Below are 15,970 nucleotides of genomic sequence, written 5' to 3'. Positions count from 1 at the left end.
TGCAGAGCTGCTTACTGAAAAACTCTGCGTTCTGTATTCTCAATATTTTATTAACGCGTTCAAGTTAAACTTTACTTTCATTGGTGTCATTCCCGCGAAGAGCCTGCCCTCGAATGTAGGAGTCGGGGGCGGGAATCCAGCGGCGTAAAATTGAAAGTCGCTGGATCCCTGCCTACGCAGGGATGACACTTCGATATTTTGAGTCTAACCGGACCGAGCCTGTACTTACCACACACTTCGCGTCTAAGCTTTGTTCTTCAACTGCCAAATAAAATCTTCAATGCCGCACTGTGGTTGATATTCAACGACTAATCGTTGGATCAAACTGCGAATTTTTTCATAATCAAAATGCTGGCAAGCTTGTTCTAATTCTTCTAATGCGGCTTGGAGTTCTTCCCAAGCTAATTCGGCTTCTTGTGCACGCATGATGAGTGGATGCGTGGTGCGTTCTACATTGTCGCCAATCAGCAATTCTTCATAGAGTTTTTCACCTGGGCGTAAACCGACTTCACGGATTTCTATGCTGCCTTCTGGGTGTTCAGCGGATTTCACTTCCAAACCACACAAATGCACCATGCGGCGTGCTAAATCGATTATGCGGACCGGTTCCCCCATATCGAGCACAAATACGTCACCACCTTGCCCCATCGCACCTGCTTGCAGAACTAATTGAGCTGCTTCGGGGATAGTCATGAAGTAGCGCGTGATTTCTGCATGCGTCAAAGTAATGGGGCCGCCTTGCATAATTTGTTTGCGGAATAGGGGAACCACTGAACCAGAGGAGCCTAGTACATTACCAAAGCGCACCATACAAAATCGTGTGCCAGATTGACGACGTGCGTTGGCTTGCAAGATAAGTTCGGCCAAGCGTTTAGTCGCGCCCATCACATTGGTCGGGCGCACGGCTTTGTCTGTCGAGATTAAGACGAATTGTTTAACGCCTGCATCGATTGCTGCTTGCGCTAATTTGTAGGTGCCAAATACGTTATTGCGTATGCCTTCGATGGGATTATGTTCGACTAGCGGCACATGTTTATAGGCAGCGGCGTGATATACCGTATCAATCTGAAAGCCACGGAAAATTTTGTCTAGCTTGGCGCTATCGTGTATCGCTCCTAAAAAAGGTTTGATCTCGCAGTTCAATTGCAATTGATCGCGTAAGGCGCTTAATTCTTGCTCTATCGAATATAGCGAAAATTCTGACATTTCTAAGAGCATTAAGCTGTTGGGCTTTTGGCGCAAAATTTGGCGACATAGTTCCGAACCGATAGAGCCGCCGGCGCCACTCACTAAAACATTTTTATTGGTAATACAGGTGGCTAGTAATGCTTCATCTGGTTCCACTTGATCGCGTCCTAGCAAGTCTTCAATTTCGACATCGCGAATATCTTGCACACGTAATTCGCCATTGATTAAACTTTTGATCGACGGTGTGACTTTGACGCGTACTTTATAAGTTTCTAATTGATCGAGAATTTGTTTTTGTTTGGCTTTTGAAACGCTAGGTAAAGCAAGCAAGACTTCTTTGATGCCAAAGTGTTTCACTAGTTGAGGAATTTGTTCAACCGCATAGACTTTGATACCCGCAATGGATGAACCATGCATGGAACGATTGTCGTCAATGAAGGCGATGCAATCGAGTTCGTGTCCTGCGCGCAAAGCATTAGCGAGCTGCATGCCAGCCGTACCCGCACCATAAATGGCGATTTTGGTTGCGTTAGGATTGCGGCGTAAACCACCGAGATAAGCACGTGCCGCTAAGCGGCTGGCACCGACGTAAAGTATCGCGCCCGACCAGTAAGTAATAAATACCGCTCGTGAGATAGCATTTAGCTGCAACATAAAGTTTAGAAATGCTAATGCCAATACAGACAGTGTTACCCCAATCACGATCACGCTAACCATCTTGTGATCGATATAGCGGATCACTGCGCGATATAAACCGATTTTGATAAAGATGGGAATTGCAAATAAAGGCACGGCGCTAATGAGCCAGGCGTAGTGCTTGAGTAATTCAAGATTGATGGTGTCATAACGCAAAAAGATCGCCAAAACAAACGCCAGCGGCAAAAAAATAGCATCGACTAGGCCAGCAATAATTTGCTTATGAATACGCGGAAGATTAATTAGGGTATGCATCATGATGAGGGCGATTCAAATGGTTGGTGTTGTATTACCTATCAATGTGTAACGCCATCACGTTTAATCACTTTAAAGAAAGTGCGAAACAAAATTTGAATATCTAATACCAGCGACTGATGTTGTAAATAATAAGCATCCAACTCAACTTTTTGCGGAATCGGCAATTCATCGCGACCATTGATTTGCGCCCAGCCAGTTAAACCAGGAACGATAGTGTGAACTTGTTTCTCGGTGCGTAAGGCAATCAGATCGTCTTGATTGTAGAGTGCAGGGCGCGGGCCGACAAAACTCATATCACCCTTAATAATGCTCCACAATTGCGGTAACTCATCTAAGCTGGATTTGCGTAAAAAAGAGCCAACTGGCGTTAAGTATTGATCCGGATTGCTTAATAGATGGGTTGCTACCGCCGGTGTGTCAATTAACATCGAACGAAATTTCGGCATTTTAAAAATCTTATTGTAACGACCAACACGGTCAGACCAATAGATAATCGGGCCCTTTGATGTGAAACTCACCATCAGTGAAACAATGATGAAGGGCAGCAGCAAAATAATGGCTGCGATGAAGGCAAGGATCAAGTCGGCTAGACGTTTCATAAATTCGAATTCTCGGTTTCTATTTTTATTTATTGTTGGTCGATATTAAACTGGCAGCGCTCTCGCTTAAGCCTTGTTGCACTGAATATGGTGGATTCCACTGCATATGTGTACGCGCTTTACTACTGTCGACACGTAAAGACTGACATAAGCGATCGGCGATATTTTTTTTGCCGATCAAGTTAGCAGCCAGGCGTATCAATCCAGCGGGGAAAGGGAGTAAACGCGAGCGCACATTCAAGGCTTTGGCTGCTTCTTGTAAGAGTTCCGTGGTCGACATGTCTTTGCCATCGGAAATTAAAAAGACTTGGTTAAATGCGCGAGGATTTTGTACGCAGTGCAAAATGAAGTCGCATAAATTTTTAACGAAGACAAAACTGCGTTGATTGTGGATGCTGCCTAATGGTAATGGAATTTGCTTCTTTACCCAGATCAGTAAACTCAAAAAGTTTGCGGCGACACCTTTGCCATAAACCAAAGGCGGGCGAATAATTGTGATTGTCATACCAGTACGTTGGCCAAGCTCTATTAAGGCGGCTTCCGCTTCTTGTTTGGAAATTCCATACGGATCGCTGGCTTGTGGCTTATCGTTCTCTGTAAATGCTTGCTCTGCTTCTGTCATTTCACCATTTACTTTGACAGAACTAAGGTAGATGAATTGACTAACGCCTGCCGCCGCTGCTTGTTCCGCTAAGCGCAGAGTGCCGTATAAATTGACTTCACGAAAAGCCGCTAGTGGGTCTGTTTCGGTATCGTTCATGACGTGCACTCGCGCAGCACAATGGATCACCGTGTGTACTTGAGGCAGATGCGCTTGCCAATCGGTATTGCGGCCTATGCTGTCGATAATCGGAGCTTGAACGTCCGATGCGGCATTTTTATTTCTTACTGGGCAAATGACTTTACGATCTTGCGTTAAGGCCATTTGTAATAAGTGCGATCCGACAAAGCCGGTTGCGCCAGTGATGAGAATTTTATCTTTCATGCGGCGATCAAGTTTGGGAACGGCGAGCACTCTTCCCTGAATAGACCGCATTCAGGCGTAGATAGCGACGCAGTAAGAACTTAGAAAAACTGTGAAAGAACCAGAGTGCATGACGAGAAAAGACATTGCGGTTCTTATGTGCCGCGGTGTGAATCGCTTTTAGATCTGGGTAATAATGTACGGCTTGTTGATGATAGCGGCGCGCACGGTAGCAAATATCGACATCTTCAAAGTACATAAAATAACTAGGGTCAAAGCCTCCCAGCGCCTGATACAACTCAGGCTTAAATGCCAAAAAAGCGCCTGATGCCCATTCCACAGGCGTATCGTGCGCCGCAGCAGCGATCCTGTCTTTATCGTAAGTCTCGCTAAAAGTATTCACTAGCGGCATTTTGACGATAGATAACATGCCAGGAAAATGACGGATATTTTTATCCGGTAGGCTCATCGCCTGATCTCGATATAAGTTCAGCGTGGCGATCGCATGATCCGACTGCTGCATTTTTTCTGTCAGCGCAAATACGGTTTCGGGCGTGACGGTAATGTCAGGATTCATGACGAGAAAAATATCATTCGCTTGAAAACCGATTTTTCTTTGTATTAGATCGAATAAATAATTATTGTTCTCGCCAAAACCTAAACCGGCATCGTCGTCGGTGTAGAAAATTTGATGTTTTGAGCAATATGCTTTTAAATCTGGAGAAGGTTTATTGTCCTTGATCCAGAGAGTGAGACGAGTTTGATTCTTCTGTGAAGGCAGCAAGCCACCTAGTGAGCTGTTGATCAACAGCTTTTCATGATCATGACTGATAATGGCGACATGAATCATGTACTTGCTTTCATATTGATGGGAGAGGCTGTAAGTGGGTTAATACGAATGTAAAATTTTTATTTTTAGTCATTCTCTAAGATTGTTAGATACTCGTGCAAATGTTTTAGTCTGCTGCCAATGCGTGAGTATAATTATCTTGCTCGTCAAATTTATTTTTTTTAAACAGTAATAAGACTATTATTATAAGCGAAACGCTTATGGGGGAAGTGATCCTCGAATTCTTGGGTCATTGACTGTCCATGATTTAAGGGCGGATGCTGGTGTTTAATAAATTCTTTTTCAGAATGCTTGATCTAGAACCTAGCTTAATTGGTATTTCTTTTAAGACCATCCCGGATTCCTTTGAATGTCATTTTTGTTTGTAACCAACGATTGTTTTCCAAAAGTAACGTAAGAAAAAAACGGATGAATAATCCTTTTTTTAGGCGACTGGCCCAGACTTTGGAGACATAGGGTTTGCGGCAAAAGATCAACGTATTTCGAAAGTTGTAATATTTTCGTAGTGGCGAAGTCTTGAAATAGTGCAACGAAAATAGGCGTTTGGGCGGCGCTTCCGACATTGCATGCCCCATTTCTACTGCTGTGCAGCCAAATAAGCGGTAATTTCTATAGCGTACCCTAAAGCACCAGTCATTGTCAGTCAGGTCGATAAATAAATTCTCGTCATAGCTTAACTCGTCCTGCCATACTTTAAGCGGGATCAACATGCCAGACGTAATTAATACATCACACTCAATTAATGGGATAGAGGAATCAATAGGATGAATGACCTTGATATTTCCGCTTTCTTCTTTGAAAAAAGGGAAATAGGTCTTTGGATCTTCCCTACGGTCGAAAAAACGTGGGCCAATTGCGCCTAAGCGTGTACCTTGCTGCAGAAGTATTTGCACATGATCTAATAGTACCTGTATATAATTTTCTGGTGGCTGGCTATCTTGATCAAATGTGGCCACATAGTCAGCCCCTTTCTCTAATGCAAGTTGAAAGCCGCGATTCAGAGCATAGCCAAGACCATAATTTTTGCCTAAAATAATTCGCACGCAATTTGTCAATCCACTGTTTTCTATTGTTTCACAGCCACCATTGTCAATCAAAAAAACGCTATCGACTTGCTGGCTTAAATTGAGTAACAATGCGTCGAGGATGTATTTTTCAGGATAATACCCAACGATCACAGCTGAAATGTGCATAGATGTCTTTGATGTGAGTGGAGTTCTAATGTTTGGGTGCATTGATATATGTGCCAATAGTCAGTTGGTAAATCCTATATTTAAATATGGTGGGTCAAGTGCCTAATGCGCGTTTTCCAGCAAAATGCAAAAGTACCCAGTCTATATAAACACGAATTACCCAAGCAATTGCTGCGCCATACAGACCAAAATGTTGGGTGAAGACATACATGATGGCGATATAAATAAATAATTCGGCGATATGAAATTGAGCAGTGATTTTCGTTTTTCCCATGGAATGCAATAGAGTATAGGGGACTAACGCAATTCCGTTTATAAATGTTCCCAGTATCAAAATGAAGGCGATGATGCTGGCACTCTCTGCAAATTCGCGTGAAATCCAAAGTGAGAGAACCGGAAAGACCAGTATGGCTGCCAAAATACATAAACTAGCCATTATTTTTACCATGCGTCGGTAATTTATTTGGTAGACATCGACTAACTGTGTTGTGATTTTGCTTGATGTGAAAATGGGGAGCAGCGCGCCACAGATAGCGGTAGGTACCATTAGAACTCGCATCAAACCTTCTTGAGGGATTGCATAAACACTGAGCTTATCAGCTCCTAACATCGCGCTGATAAAAAAGCGGTCTCCAAAAACCATTAGCGGGCTAACGATGCCAGTGACAGTAACCCAAAAACCAAAGGAAAAAAGCTGAGCAAATTTTCCCTTCAGCGGCCACACTGCATTGCTATTACTATCTGTTTTTGCGAGGGGTGCTATGAAGTACGCTCGCAGTTGAACGATGCAAGCGATCATGATCACTGCTCGGGCAGACACCAAATAGAACGCGATTTTTGATAAGCTCACACCGTGGAAATGTATGGCAATTGCCGGCAATGCAAACATGCAAAGACCAAGTAGTGTTTTATAGAGATTGGATTCTTTAAATTGCCCTAAGCCTTCCATTGCGCCACGCAAACCACTTGTGAGGGTTGCTGGAATAACTCCGATAGCTGTGATTTGTAGAGCAAATTTGGTGTTTTCTTGCCATGCCGGGCTAATTTTTAACCAACTTTCTGCCAGTTTCGGGGAAAATACAAAAATGATCCCACAACCAAGTAGACCGGTTATCAGTGTCAATAGCAGGCCGGCTTTTAAGACCTCTGCAATGCTCGTGGATAAATTCTTATCACTTTCAGAAAGTATTTTGCTTACCTCGTAAGTCAAGGCTCGACCAGTGCCAAAATCAAATAGACTAAAGTAACCGATGAGAGCCCAGATTAAAGTCAATACGCCAAAACCTTCTACACCTAGTTGTTGTAAGGTGTATGGAATACAGACCGCAGCCCCGAGTAAAGGGGAACCACTTCCAATCAGATTCCAAATCGTGTTTTTTCTGAGAGACATATCAGCGAGCGGTGTCCGACAATCGTGCGGATGCCATGGCTTGTAAGCAGCTTTGTAAAGCACGATCCCAATTTTGAATGTCGATACCAAATTCTTGCCTCAACTTGTTTTTGTCGAGACAGGAGTTTTTCGGTCGCTGTGCCGGCGTTGGATAGGCTGAGCTTGGAATCCCTTGTATCTTAGGCAGCGCGGTGTTCAATAAACCGAGTTGGGCTGCGTGAGCGACGATATGCTGACTAAATTCGCACCAATTGGTAAATCCTTCCGGCGTTAAATGGTAGATGCCTTGATGGGCCTGCCACCACACGCTTGCGCTTTGTGCTTGTTGCAGTTGTAGCAGAATTTGCTTAACGACATCGCTTAAGAATAAAGTCGAACTAGGCGTGCCCCATTGATCGTGAACGATGTTGAGTTCAGTTTTTTCTTTTGCTAGACGCAAAATCGTCAATAAAAAGTTTTTACCGAAATCGGAATAAACCCAACTGGTCCGAAATATTAAGTGCGAGCATCCGCTATCGACTATCGCCTTTTCGCCCGCCAGTTTGCTGGCACCGTAAATATTGAGCGGGGCGCACGCATCGTCTTCCGTATAAGGCGTATTTTCACCATTGGCATCTGATTTCTTCCCATCAAACACGTAGTCAGTGGAAAAATGAATTAAACCTATGCCTAAATGTTTAGCTTCTCGCGCCAAAATGCGAGGTGCTTCCCCATTCACGCGATAGGCGAGTTCGCTTTCGCTTTCTGCTAGATCGACCGCGGTGTAGGCGGCGGGATTGATAATCAGATCTGGTTGACACTGTTGGATATAGGGAGCGATAGAGGCGCTATCCGATAAGTCTAGCTCTGCACGCTGTGGCGTAATGAGCTCAGCTACATCCTGTAATGTTTTCACCAAACTGCGACCAAGTTGACCACTGGTACCCGTCAACAGAATTTTCATGCGAAAACCTCGGCATCGGCTAATAATTTTCCTAGCAGATCTTTGCCCGATAGAGAAGGCGTAGCATTTTCTATTCCTTCTAACGGCCAATTGATTGCCAAGGCAGGGTCATTCCACAGCAAGCAGCGCTCATGTTCTGGCGCCCAGTAATCGGTCGTTTTGTAGAGAAATTCCGCATAGTCGCTGGTAACGATAAAACCATGCGCAAAGCCAGGCGGTATCCACATTTGACGTGAATTACTCGCGGATAAAATCGCCGAGGTCCATTTGCCAAAGTTAGGTGAGCTGCGACGCACGTCAACCGCCACATCGAATACTTCACCTGCAATCACGCGTACTAATTTTCCTTGCGCCTGTTGAATTTGATAGTGCAGTCCACGTAACACGCCTTTGGCCGAACGAGAATGATTATCTTGTACGAAATCGGTTTGAACCCCAGTGCAAGCCGCAAACGATTTGGCGTTAAAACTTTCGTAGAAAAAGCCACGTTCATCGCCAAACACTTTAGGTTCTAAAATGAGGACTTCTGGTAAATCGGTTTGAATAATATTCATGAAATCTGTTTAAAAACTTTTTTGATTGAGTAAGCGCAATAAATATTGGCCGTATTCGTTTTTCTTTAAGGGCTGTGCCAAGTTCTCTAATTGGACTGCGTCGATGTAGCCCTTGCGGAATCCAATTTCTTCCGGACAGGCGACTTTTAAGCCCTGACGTTTTTCTATCGTAGCGATGAATTGCCCTGCTTCCAAGAGTGAGTCATGCGTGCCGGTATCCAGCCATGCCATGCCACGTCCCATCAATTCCACTTTGAGTTGACCTTGTTGCAGGTAGACGTTATTCACATCGGTAATTTCTAACTCACCACGCGCTGATGGCTTGATATTGGCAGCGATATCGCAGATCTGTTGATCGTAAAAATATAAACCAGTGACAGCGTAGTTCGACTTTGGTTTGAGTGGCTTTTCTTCTATGCTCAAGGCATTACGCTGGTCGTCAAAGTCAACCACGCCATAGCGCTCAGGATCATGCACGTGATAGGCAAAAACGGTAGCGCCGTCTTGATTGCTATCTGCGCTACGCAGCATGGCTTCGAACTCATGTCCGTAGTAAATGTTGTCACCCAGGATCAAAGCAGAGGGCGAGTTACCGACAAATTCTTTACCAATAATGAAGGCTTGTGCCAAGCCATCTGGTGAGGGTTGCACTGCATAATTGAGGTTGATGCCCCATTGCGAGCCATCACCAAGTAGCTCTTGAAAACGCGGGGTATCTTGGGGTGTCGAGATAATTAGAATGTCGCGCATACCCGCTAACATCAAGGATGTCAGCGGATAGTAAATCATAGGTTTGTCGTAGATCGGTAATAATTGTTTAGAGACCGATTTGGTGACTGGATATAGGCGTGTGCCTGAGCCGCCTGCCAGAATAATGCCTTTGCGTTGAGCCATTGTCATTCCTTGTTCTTATCTTATTTTGTAATGATTAGGTTTTTTCTTGGTATTGCAAATCGATCCAGTTTTTATATTCACCAGATAATACCTGTTCAGTCCAAGCATCGTTGGCTAAGTACCAGCTCACGGTTTTGCGCAGACCGGTTTCAAATGACTCCGCAGGCTTCCAACCGAGTTCGCGTTCGATTTTGCGTGCATCAATCGCATAGCGTTTATCGTGGCCGGGTCTATCTTTTACATGGCGAATTTGATCGCGGTAGCTGCCACTGACTTTGGGCTGCAATTCGTCGAGTAAATCACAAATGCTGTGAACCACATTCATATTGGTTTTTTCATTCCAGCCGCCGATATTATAGGTCTCTCCTGGGCGACCGGCTTCCAAGACGCGGCGGATTGCAGCGCAATGATCGCTGACATAGAGCCAGTCACGTACTTGGCTACCATCGCCGTAAATAGGTAAATCTTTACCAGCCCGAGCATTCGTGATGACCAGTGGGATTAGCTTTTCTGGGAAGTGCAGTGGACCATAATTATTCGAGCAATTGCTGGTCAGTGTAGGTAGACCATAGGTGTGATGGTAAGCTCGTACTAAATGATCAGAGGCGGCTTTAGAGGCTGAATACGGGCTATTGGGTGCATAGGCCGTGGTCTCGGTGAAAGGCGGATCATTTGCCTCCAAGCTGCCATAGACTTCATCCGTCGAAACATGTAAAAAACGGAAGGCATTTTTTTCTTGCTCGGGCAATGCTTGCCAATATGCTCGGACTGATTCTAAAAGACTAAAAGTGCCGTTGACATTGGTTTCAATAAACGCCGCTGGGCCGTGAATTGAGCGATCGACATGGCTTTCTGCCGCAAAATGGACAACAGCTCGTGGTTGGTGTTCTTGTAATAAACCGCGCAATACCTCACGATTATTGATATCGGCATGAACAAAAATGTGACGAGCGTCATTTTTTAAGCTGGCAAGATTATTTAAATTGCCAGCATAGGTGAGTTTATCAACATTGATAATTGCTTCGTCGCTTTGTGCTAACCAATTTAAAACAAAATTCGCACCTATAAAACCAGCGCCACCTGTGACTAATATCATGTTGAAACCCGTTCTTGTTGATGTTTTCAATGAAAGTCCGCAATTTTACGCCACTTGGCCTGAAATTCGGCGCAGTCCTCAGGCTTTTTTGTCGTAAAAGTAATTAAATGTGTTGTCTATCGGTAATTTTTTGTCTCTAGCTTTGTGTAAGTAATGTGGGCAAGAAAGGTAAACAAATAAGGTGATTTTGAATTTTTTAGCTAAAAAAAGCATTTTTGCTCTTGAATTGCGTAATAACCACCTCATTTGTATGGGAAATGCTTGATTTTTATGGAGATTGTTAATGCAAGAGCAAGATAAACCAGTAGAAAATACTGAAACAATAGCAACTTCAATTGATATTGAAGCCTCGTCAACTAGTTCCGAGCAAAATCAGGCTGAGCCTGAAGTATTGATGGAGCCAGGTGTTTCAGCTGAGACTTTGGCGCAATTAGAAGCAAAAGTGTTGGAATTGCAGGACGCTTTCATGCGAGCTAAGGCCGAAGGTGAGAACATTCGCCGTCGCGCTCAAGAAGATATCTCAAAAGCACATAAATTTGCCATCGAAAGTTTTGCGGAATCCTTGGTGCCGGTTAAAGATAGCTTAGAGATGGGTCTAAAAGTTGAGACGCAAACGGTGGAGTCAATCAAAGAAGGCGTGGAAATGACGTTGAAACAATTAAATTCCGCGTTTGAAAAGAATCGCTTGCTGGAAATTAACCCTCAGCAAGGCGATAAGCTTGACCCAACTAAACATCAAGCCGTGTCTATGGTGCCAGCAGAGCAAGAAGCTAATACGATAGTTGCAGTATTGCAAAAAGGTTATACGATCGCGGATCGTTTGCTGCGTCCCGCTTTGGTAACCGTTGCACAGGCTAAATAAGTCAAAGTATGAAGTAAGTATATTGACTTACTTAATTTAATTGGCACGAGTGATGTTGCCAAGTTTAGATTTAAAGATCCAAGTAAAACAAAAACTAAGGCGAACAACAAAAAACAGCAAAAAATGCGTAGAAAAGCATAAAAATGCATGAAAGACGCCTTGAAATTGCAATTTTTTACCAAACATCGGAAACAGAAGGGCGCAAGATCGATAATTTCGATAAGTGCCGTTAGTTTAGATTTGGTTTTGGATTCATTTGAAATTATTTAAATATATAAATTTTTTAGGATAGGGAAAATATCATGGGAAAAATGATCGGTATTGATTTAGGTACAACTAACTCTTGCGTTGCAGTGATGGAAGGTGGCCAGCCAAAAGTAATTGAAAATGCTGAAGGCGCCCGCACCACGCCATCGATCATTGCTTATCAAGAAGATGGCGAAATTCTCGTTGGTGCTTCTGCGAAGCGTCAAGCTGTCACTAATCCAAAAAATACTTTATACGCAGTCAAACGTTTGATCGGTCGTAAGTTCGATGAAAAAGAAGTGCAAAAAGATATTAGCTTGATGCCTTTCACGATTTCCAAAGCAGATAACGGTGATGCGTGGGTGTCTGTGCGCGATAAGAAATTCGCACCGCCACAAATCTCTGCAGAAGTTTTGCGTAAAATGAAAAAGACTGCTGAGGACTACCTCGGTGAAGAAGTGACTGAAGCGGTTATTACTGTTCCAGCTTACTTTAACGATGCACAACGTCAAGCAACTAAAGATGCAGGTCGTATCGCTGGTTTGGACGTAAAACGTATCATCAACGAACCAACTGCAGCGGCATTGGCTTTCGGTCTCGACAAAAAAGAAAAAGGTGATCGCAAGATTGCGGTGTACGACTTGGGCGGTGGTACGTTCGACGTGTCCATCATTGAAATCGCTGACGTAGACGGTGAAATGCAATTCGAAGTATTGTCGACTAACGGCGATACTTTCTTGGGCGGTGAAGACTTCGACCAACGCGTGATCGATTACATCATTGATGAATTCAAGAAAATCAATGGTTTGGATTTGTCCAAAGATCCTATCGCGTTGCAACGTATTAAAGCATCTGCAGAACGCGCGAAGATTGAATTGTCTAGCTCACAGCAAACAGAAATCAATGAGCCATATATCGCGATGGCAAACGGCGCACCTGTACACTTGAACTTAAAAATCACCCGCGCAAAGTTGGAAGCTTTGGTTGAAGAGTTGATTCAAAAAACGATCGAGCCATGCCGTTTGGCGATCAAGGATGCCGGCGTAAAAACCTCTGACATCGATGACGTCATCTTGGTTGGTGGTATGACTCGTATGCCGAAAGTACAAGAACTGGTTAAAGAATACTTCGGTAAAGAACCACGTAAAGATGTGAATCCAGATGAAGCGGTTGCGGTTGGTGCAGCGATTCAAGGTTCTGTCTTGTCTGGCGATCGTAAAGACGTGTTGTTGTTGGACGTCACACCATTGTCTTTGGGTATTGAGACTTTGGGCGGCGTGATGACGAAGATGATTCAAAAGAACACGACGATTCCAACCAAGTTCAGCCAAGTGTTTTCTACTGCGGATGATAATCAACCAGCGGTGACGATTAAAGTGTTCCAAGGTGAGCGCGAAATCGCTGCACGTAACAAAGGCTTGGGCGAATTCAATTTGGAAGGTATTCCACCAGCAGCTCGCGGTACACCACAAATTGAAGTGACATTCGATATCGATGCGAACGGTATTTTGCACGTTGGCGCGAAAGACAAAGCAACTGGTAAAGAGAACAAGATCACCATTAAGGCAAACTCAGGTTTGACTGAAGAAGAAATTCAAAAAATGGTGAAAGATGCGGAATTGAATGCGGAAGAAGACAAAAAAGTCAAAGAATTGGCTGAGTCTCGCAATCAAGGTGATGCATTGGTTCACTCCACCAAGAAAGCCTTGGCCGAACACGGTGATAAGTTAGAAGCTGGTGAGAAAGAGAAAATCGAAGCAGCAATCAAAGAGTTGGAAGATGTCTTGAAATCAGGCGATAAAACTGAGATCGACACCAAGCTCGGTAACTTGTCGACAGCATCTCAGAAGTTAGGTGAAAAAGTGTACGCAGATATGCAAGCACAACAAGCGGCAGCTGGCGGTGCAGCAGGTGCGGCACCAGGTGCAGATGCTAAACCACAAGATGATGACGTAGTCGATGCTGACTTTAAAGAAGTGAAAGACAGCAAGTAATCTAGCGGAAAGTAAGTCAAAACCTCTAAAAACAGAGGTTCGGAGACACAGAGGTTCACAGAGAAAAACAGACGCTTTAATTGTTTTTCTTTGTGCCTCTGTGTCTCTGTGTTGAGAGGTTTAGAAGCTTGATAAACGCAATACTCTAATGAAAACAAGGTGTAATCGAGATGGCGAAGCGTGATTTTTACGAAATTCTGGGTGTAGCGAAAAATGCCTCAGAAGATGAAATCAAAAAAGCTTATCGTAAGATGGCGATGAAGTATCATCCGGATCGCAATCCGGATAGTAAGACAGCGGAAGAAAAATTTAAAGAGGCGAAAGAAGCCTACGAAATGCTTTCTGATTCGCAAAAACGCGAAGCTTATGATCGCTATGGTCACGCTGGTGTCGATCCTAATATGGGCGGCGGCGGTGGACACGGTGCCGGATTTGCGGATGCATTCGGCGACATTTTTGGCGATATTTTCGGCGGTGGTCGTGGTCGTAGTTCTGGCCCACAAGTTTATCGAGGCGCTGATTTGCGCTACAACTTGGAAATCACTTTAGAGCAAGCTGCGAATGGTTTTGATACCACCATCCGTGTACCAAGTTATGACGAATGTGACACTTGCCACGGTTCCGGTGCGAAACCAGGTACTTCACCAGTTACATGTACGACTTGTGGTGGTCATGGTCAGGTGCGTATGCAACAAGGATTGTTTAGTATTCAGCAAACTTGTCCTAAGTGTCACGGCACAGGCAAGATGATTACCGACCCTTGCAATCCATGTAACGGCACTGGCCGTATCAAACGCAATAAGACCTTGGAAGTGAAGATTCCCGCAGGTATCGATAACGGTATGCGGATTCGTTCATCTGGTAATGGTGAGCCGGGTATTAATGGCGGCCCACCCGGCGATCTGTATGTAGAAATCCATATCAAGCAGCATTCAGTATTCCAACGAGAAGGTGATGATTTGCATTGTGAGATTCCAATCTCCTTTGTCAAAGCAGCCTTGGGTGGGGATATCGAAGTGCCGACCTTAAGTGGTAAAGCCAGTTTTACGATTCCTGAAGGGACACAATCGGGTAAGACTTTCCGCTTGCGTAGCAAAGGCGTGAAGGGTGTGCGCTCTGGTTATGCGGGTGATTTATTCTGTCACGTGGTGATAGAAACGCCGGTAAAACTAACCGAGAAACAAAAAGATTTGTTGCGTAGTTTCGAGCAACTGACTACGGAAGGTGGTTCTAAGCACAGTCCTCAAAGCAAATCGTGGATGGATAAAGTGAAGAAGTTCTTCGAGTAAGATTAGATATGATGAACTTCAGTTGAGGAAAAAAGCGCAGATAAATTTTTATCGGCGCTTTTTTTTGTGCCTTGTTTGAGAGAAGTCTTCTACGTCAGTACAAGGTATTTTTGATGATGAGGTGATTCATCCAATTACCTTGTTTTCGTAAGGCTAAATTCGATGACTAGCTCTAAAAAAGGTAAAATGTCGCTGGTAAAAATAGCGAAGGAGCAATATGAGAGAAGTCATACGTGGAAGTGTTACCCCAGACCAGTTATTCGAGAATAATCGTAGCTGGGCAGCTGAGATCCGTAGTCGGGACGCTAATTTTTTCAAAAAGCTCGCTGAGCAACAAAGTCCTGAATATCTTTGGATAGGCTGTGCAGATAGTCGAGTTCCTGCCAACGAGTTGCTGGGTTTGTTACCTGGTGAATTGTTCGTACATCGCAATATCGCCAATTTAGTTGTGCATTCAGATTTGAACTGTTTATCAGTATTACAATTCGCAGTCGATGTGTTGAAGGTAAAACATATCATCGTTTGCGGCCATTATGGTTGCGGCGGTGTACATGCAGCACTGACTGGGCGTCGAGTTGGACTGGCTGATAATTGGCTACGCCATGTACAGGATGTTCATCAGAAGCATGAAAAATATTTGGGCGAAGTGCTGCCAGAAAAAGAACGTGTTGATCGCCTGTGTGAATTGAATGTGATAGAACAAGTGGTGAATGTCTGTCAAACCACAATTATCCAAGATGCTTGGGAACGTGGGCAATCAGTTGAAATTCATGGCTGGGTATATGGGATTCAAGACGGTTTATTAAATGAGCTGGGTATGTCGATAAATTCAGCAGAAAAGTTGGCGCCGCATTTAGAACGTAGTTTGGCGCGTTATCAATAAGCGCAATAGTTTCCGCTGCTATACTTGCTTAGTTTGCGAGAATGGCGAAAAAAAAGTGAAATAAGGTTTCC

The 15,970-nt window shown here is 44.1% G+C and carries 14 protein-coding genes; 4 read left to right on the top strand and 10 right to left on the bottom strand.

Annotated elements, in window-relative coordinates:
- Nucleotides 1-243: 243 nt before the first annotated feature.
- The 10 genes from ACFFJH_RS14160 to rfbB all read right to left on the bottom strand — a co-directional run bounded on the left by ACFFJH_RS14160 (nucleotide 244) and on the right by rfbB (nucleotide 10,625).
- Nucleotides 244-2,142, bottom strand: coding sequence for a polysaccharide biosynthesis protein (locus ACFFJH_RS14160; protein ID WP_390213509.1), 1,899 nt, complete (start codon nucleotides 2,140-2,142; stop codon nucleotides 244-246).
- 38 nt (nucleotides 2,143-2,180) lie between these two features.
- Entirely contained in the window at nucleotides 2,181-2,741 is a 561-nt protein-coding gene (locus tag ACFFJH_RS14155; RefSeq protein WP_390213508.1) for a sugar transferase, read from the bottom strand.
- 25 nt (nucleotides 2,742-2,766) lie between these two features.
- Nucleotides 2,767-3,726 carry a UDP-glucose 4-epimerase family protein gene (locus ACFFJH_RS14150; protein ID WP_390213507.1) on the bottom strand — a complete coding sequence of 320 codons (960 nt, stop codon included), beginning with the start codon at nucleotides 3,724-3,726 and terminating at the stop codon, nucleotides 2,767-2,769.
- A gap of 7 nt (nucleotides 3,727-3,733) precedes the next feature.
- Complete coding sequence (locus ACFFJH_RS14145) at nucleotides 3,734-4,555, bottom strand: glycosyltransferase (RefSeq protein WP_390213506.1); 822 nt, start codon at nucleotides 4,553-4,555, stop codon at nucleotides 3,734-3,736.
- A 308-nt stretch (nucleotides 4,556-4,863) separates the two neighbouring features.
- On the bottom strand, nucleotides 4,864-5,748 hold the full coding sequence (locus ACFFJH_RS14140; protein ID WP_390213505.1) for a glycosyltransferase family 2 protein: 885 nt from the start codon (nucleotides 5,746-5,748) through the stop codon (nucleotides 4,864-4,866).
- Between the two features lie 94 nt (nucleotides 5,749-5,842).
- Complete coding sequence (locus ACFFJH_RS14135; RefSeq protein ID WP_390213503.1) at nucleotides 5,843-7,201, bottom strand: flippase; 1,359 nt, start codon at nucleotides 7,199-7,201, stop codon at nucleotides 5,843-5,845.
- Nucleotides 7,140-8,081, bottom strand: coding sequence for a dTDP-4-dehydrorhamnose reductase (gene rfbD / locus ACFFJH_RS14130; protein WP_390213502.1), 942 nt, complete (start codon nucleotides 8,079-8,081; stop codon nucleotides 7,140-7,142). Before rfbD ends, ACFFJH_RS14135 begins: the two co-directional genes overlap by 62 nt.
- Entirely contained in the window at nucleotides 8,078-8,635 is a 558-nt protein-coding gene (rfbC, locus tag ACFFJH_RS14125; protein ID WP_390213501.1) for a dTDP-4-dehydrorhamnose 3,5-epimerase, read from the bottom strand. The genes rfbD and rfbC overlap by 4 nt, the downstream gene beginning before the upstream one ends.
- Before the next feature lie 9 nt (nucleotides 8,636-8,644).
- Nucleotides 8,645-9,535: a glucose-1-phosphate thymidylyltransferase RfbA gene (rfbA, locus tag ACFFJH_RS14120; protein ID WP_390213499.1), complete on the bottom strand. Its 891-nt coding sequence runs from the start codon at nucleotides 9,533-9,535 to the stop codon at nucleotides 8,645-8,647.
- 28 nt (nucleotides 9,536-9,563) lie between these two features.
- On the bottom strand, nucleotides 9,564-10,625 hold the full coding sequence (rfbB, locus tag ACFFJH_RS14115; protein WP_390213498.1) for a dTDP-glucose 4,6-dehydratase: 1,062 nt from the start codon (nucleotides 10,623-10,625) through the stop codon (nucleotides 9,564-9,566).
- Between the two features lie 283 nt (nucleotides 10,626-10,908).
- Between rfbB and grpE the strand changes: the two genes are divergently transcribed.
- The 4 genes from grpE to can all read left to right on the top strand — a co-directional run bounded on the left by grpE (nucleotide 10,909) and on the right by can (nucleotide 15,899).
- Complete coding sequence (gene grpE / locus ACFFJH_RS14110; protein ID WP_390213496.1) at nucleotides 10,909-11,487, top strand: nucleotide exchange factor GrpE; 579 nt, start codon at nucleotides 10,909-10,911, stop codon at nucleotides 11,485-11,487.
- A 302-nt stretch (nucleotides 11,488-11,789) separates the two neighbouring features.
- Nucleotides 11,790-13,727: a molecular chaperone DnaK gene (dnaK, locus tag ACFFJH_RS14105; RefSeq protein ID WP_390213495.1), complete on the top strand. Its 1,938-nt coding sequence runs from the start codon at nucleotides 11,790-11,792 to the stop codon at nucleotides 13,725-13,727.
- Between the two features lie 170 nt (nucleotides 13,728-13,897).
- Nucleotides 13,898-15,016, top strand: a complete 1,119-nt coding sequence (gene dnaJ, locus ACFFJH_RS14100) for a molecular chaperone DnaJ (protein WP_390213494.1) — start codon at nucleotides 13,898-13,900, stop codon at nucleotides 15,014-15,016.
- Nucleotides 15,017-15,233: 217 nt separating this feature from the next.
- Complete coding sequence (gene can / locus ACFFJH_RS14095; protein ID WP_390213493.1) at nucleotides 15,234-15,899, top strand: carbonate dehydratase; 666 nt, start codon at nucleotides 15,234-15,236, stop codon at nucleotides 15,897-15,899.
- Nucleotides 15,900-15,970: the final 71 nt, after the last annotated feature.

Source organism: Affinundibacterium danionis (assembly GCF_042432465.1).
In the GTDB taxonomy this organism is placed as follows: domain Bacteria; phylum Pseudomonadota; class Gammaproteobacteria; order Burkholderiales; family Burkholderiaceae_D; genus Undibacterium; species Undibacterium danionis.
The sequence above is the reverse complement of the archived record's forward strand: the minus strand, read 5'-3'. Positions and strand labels throughout refer to the sequence as shown.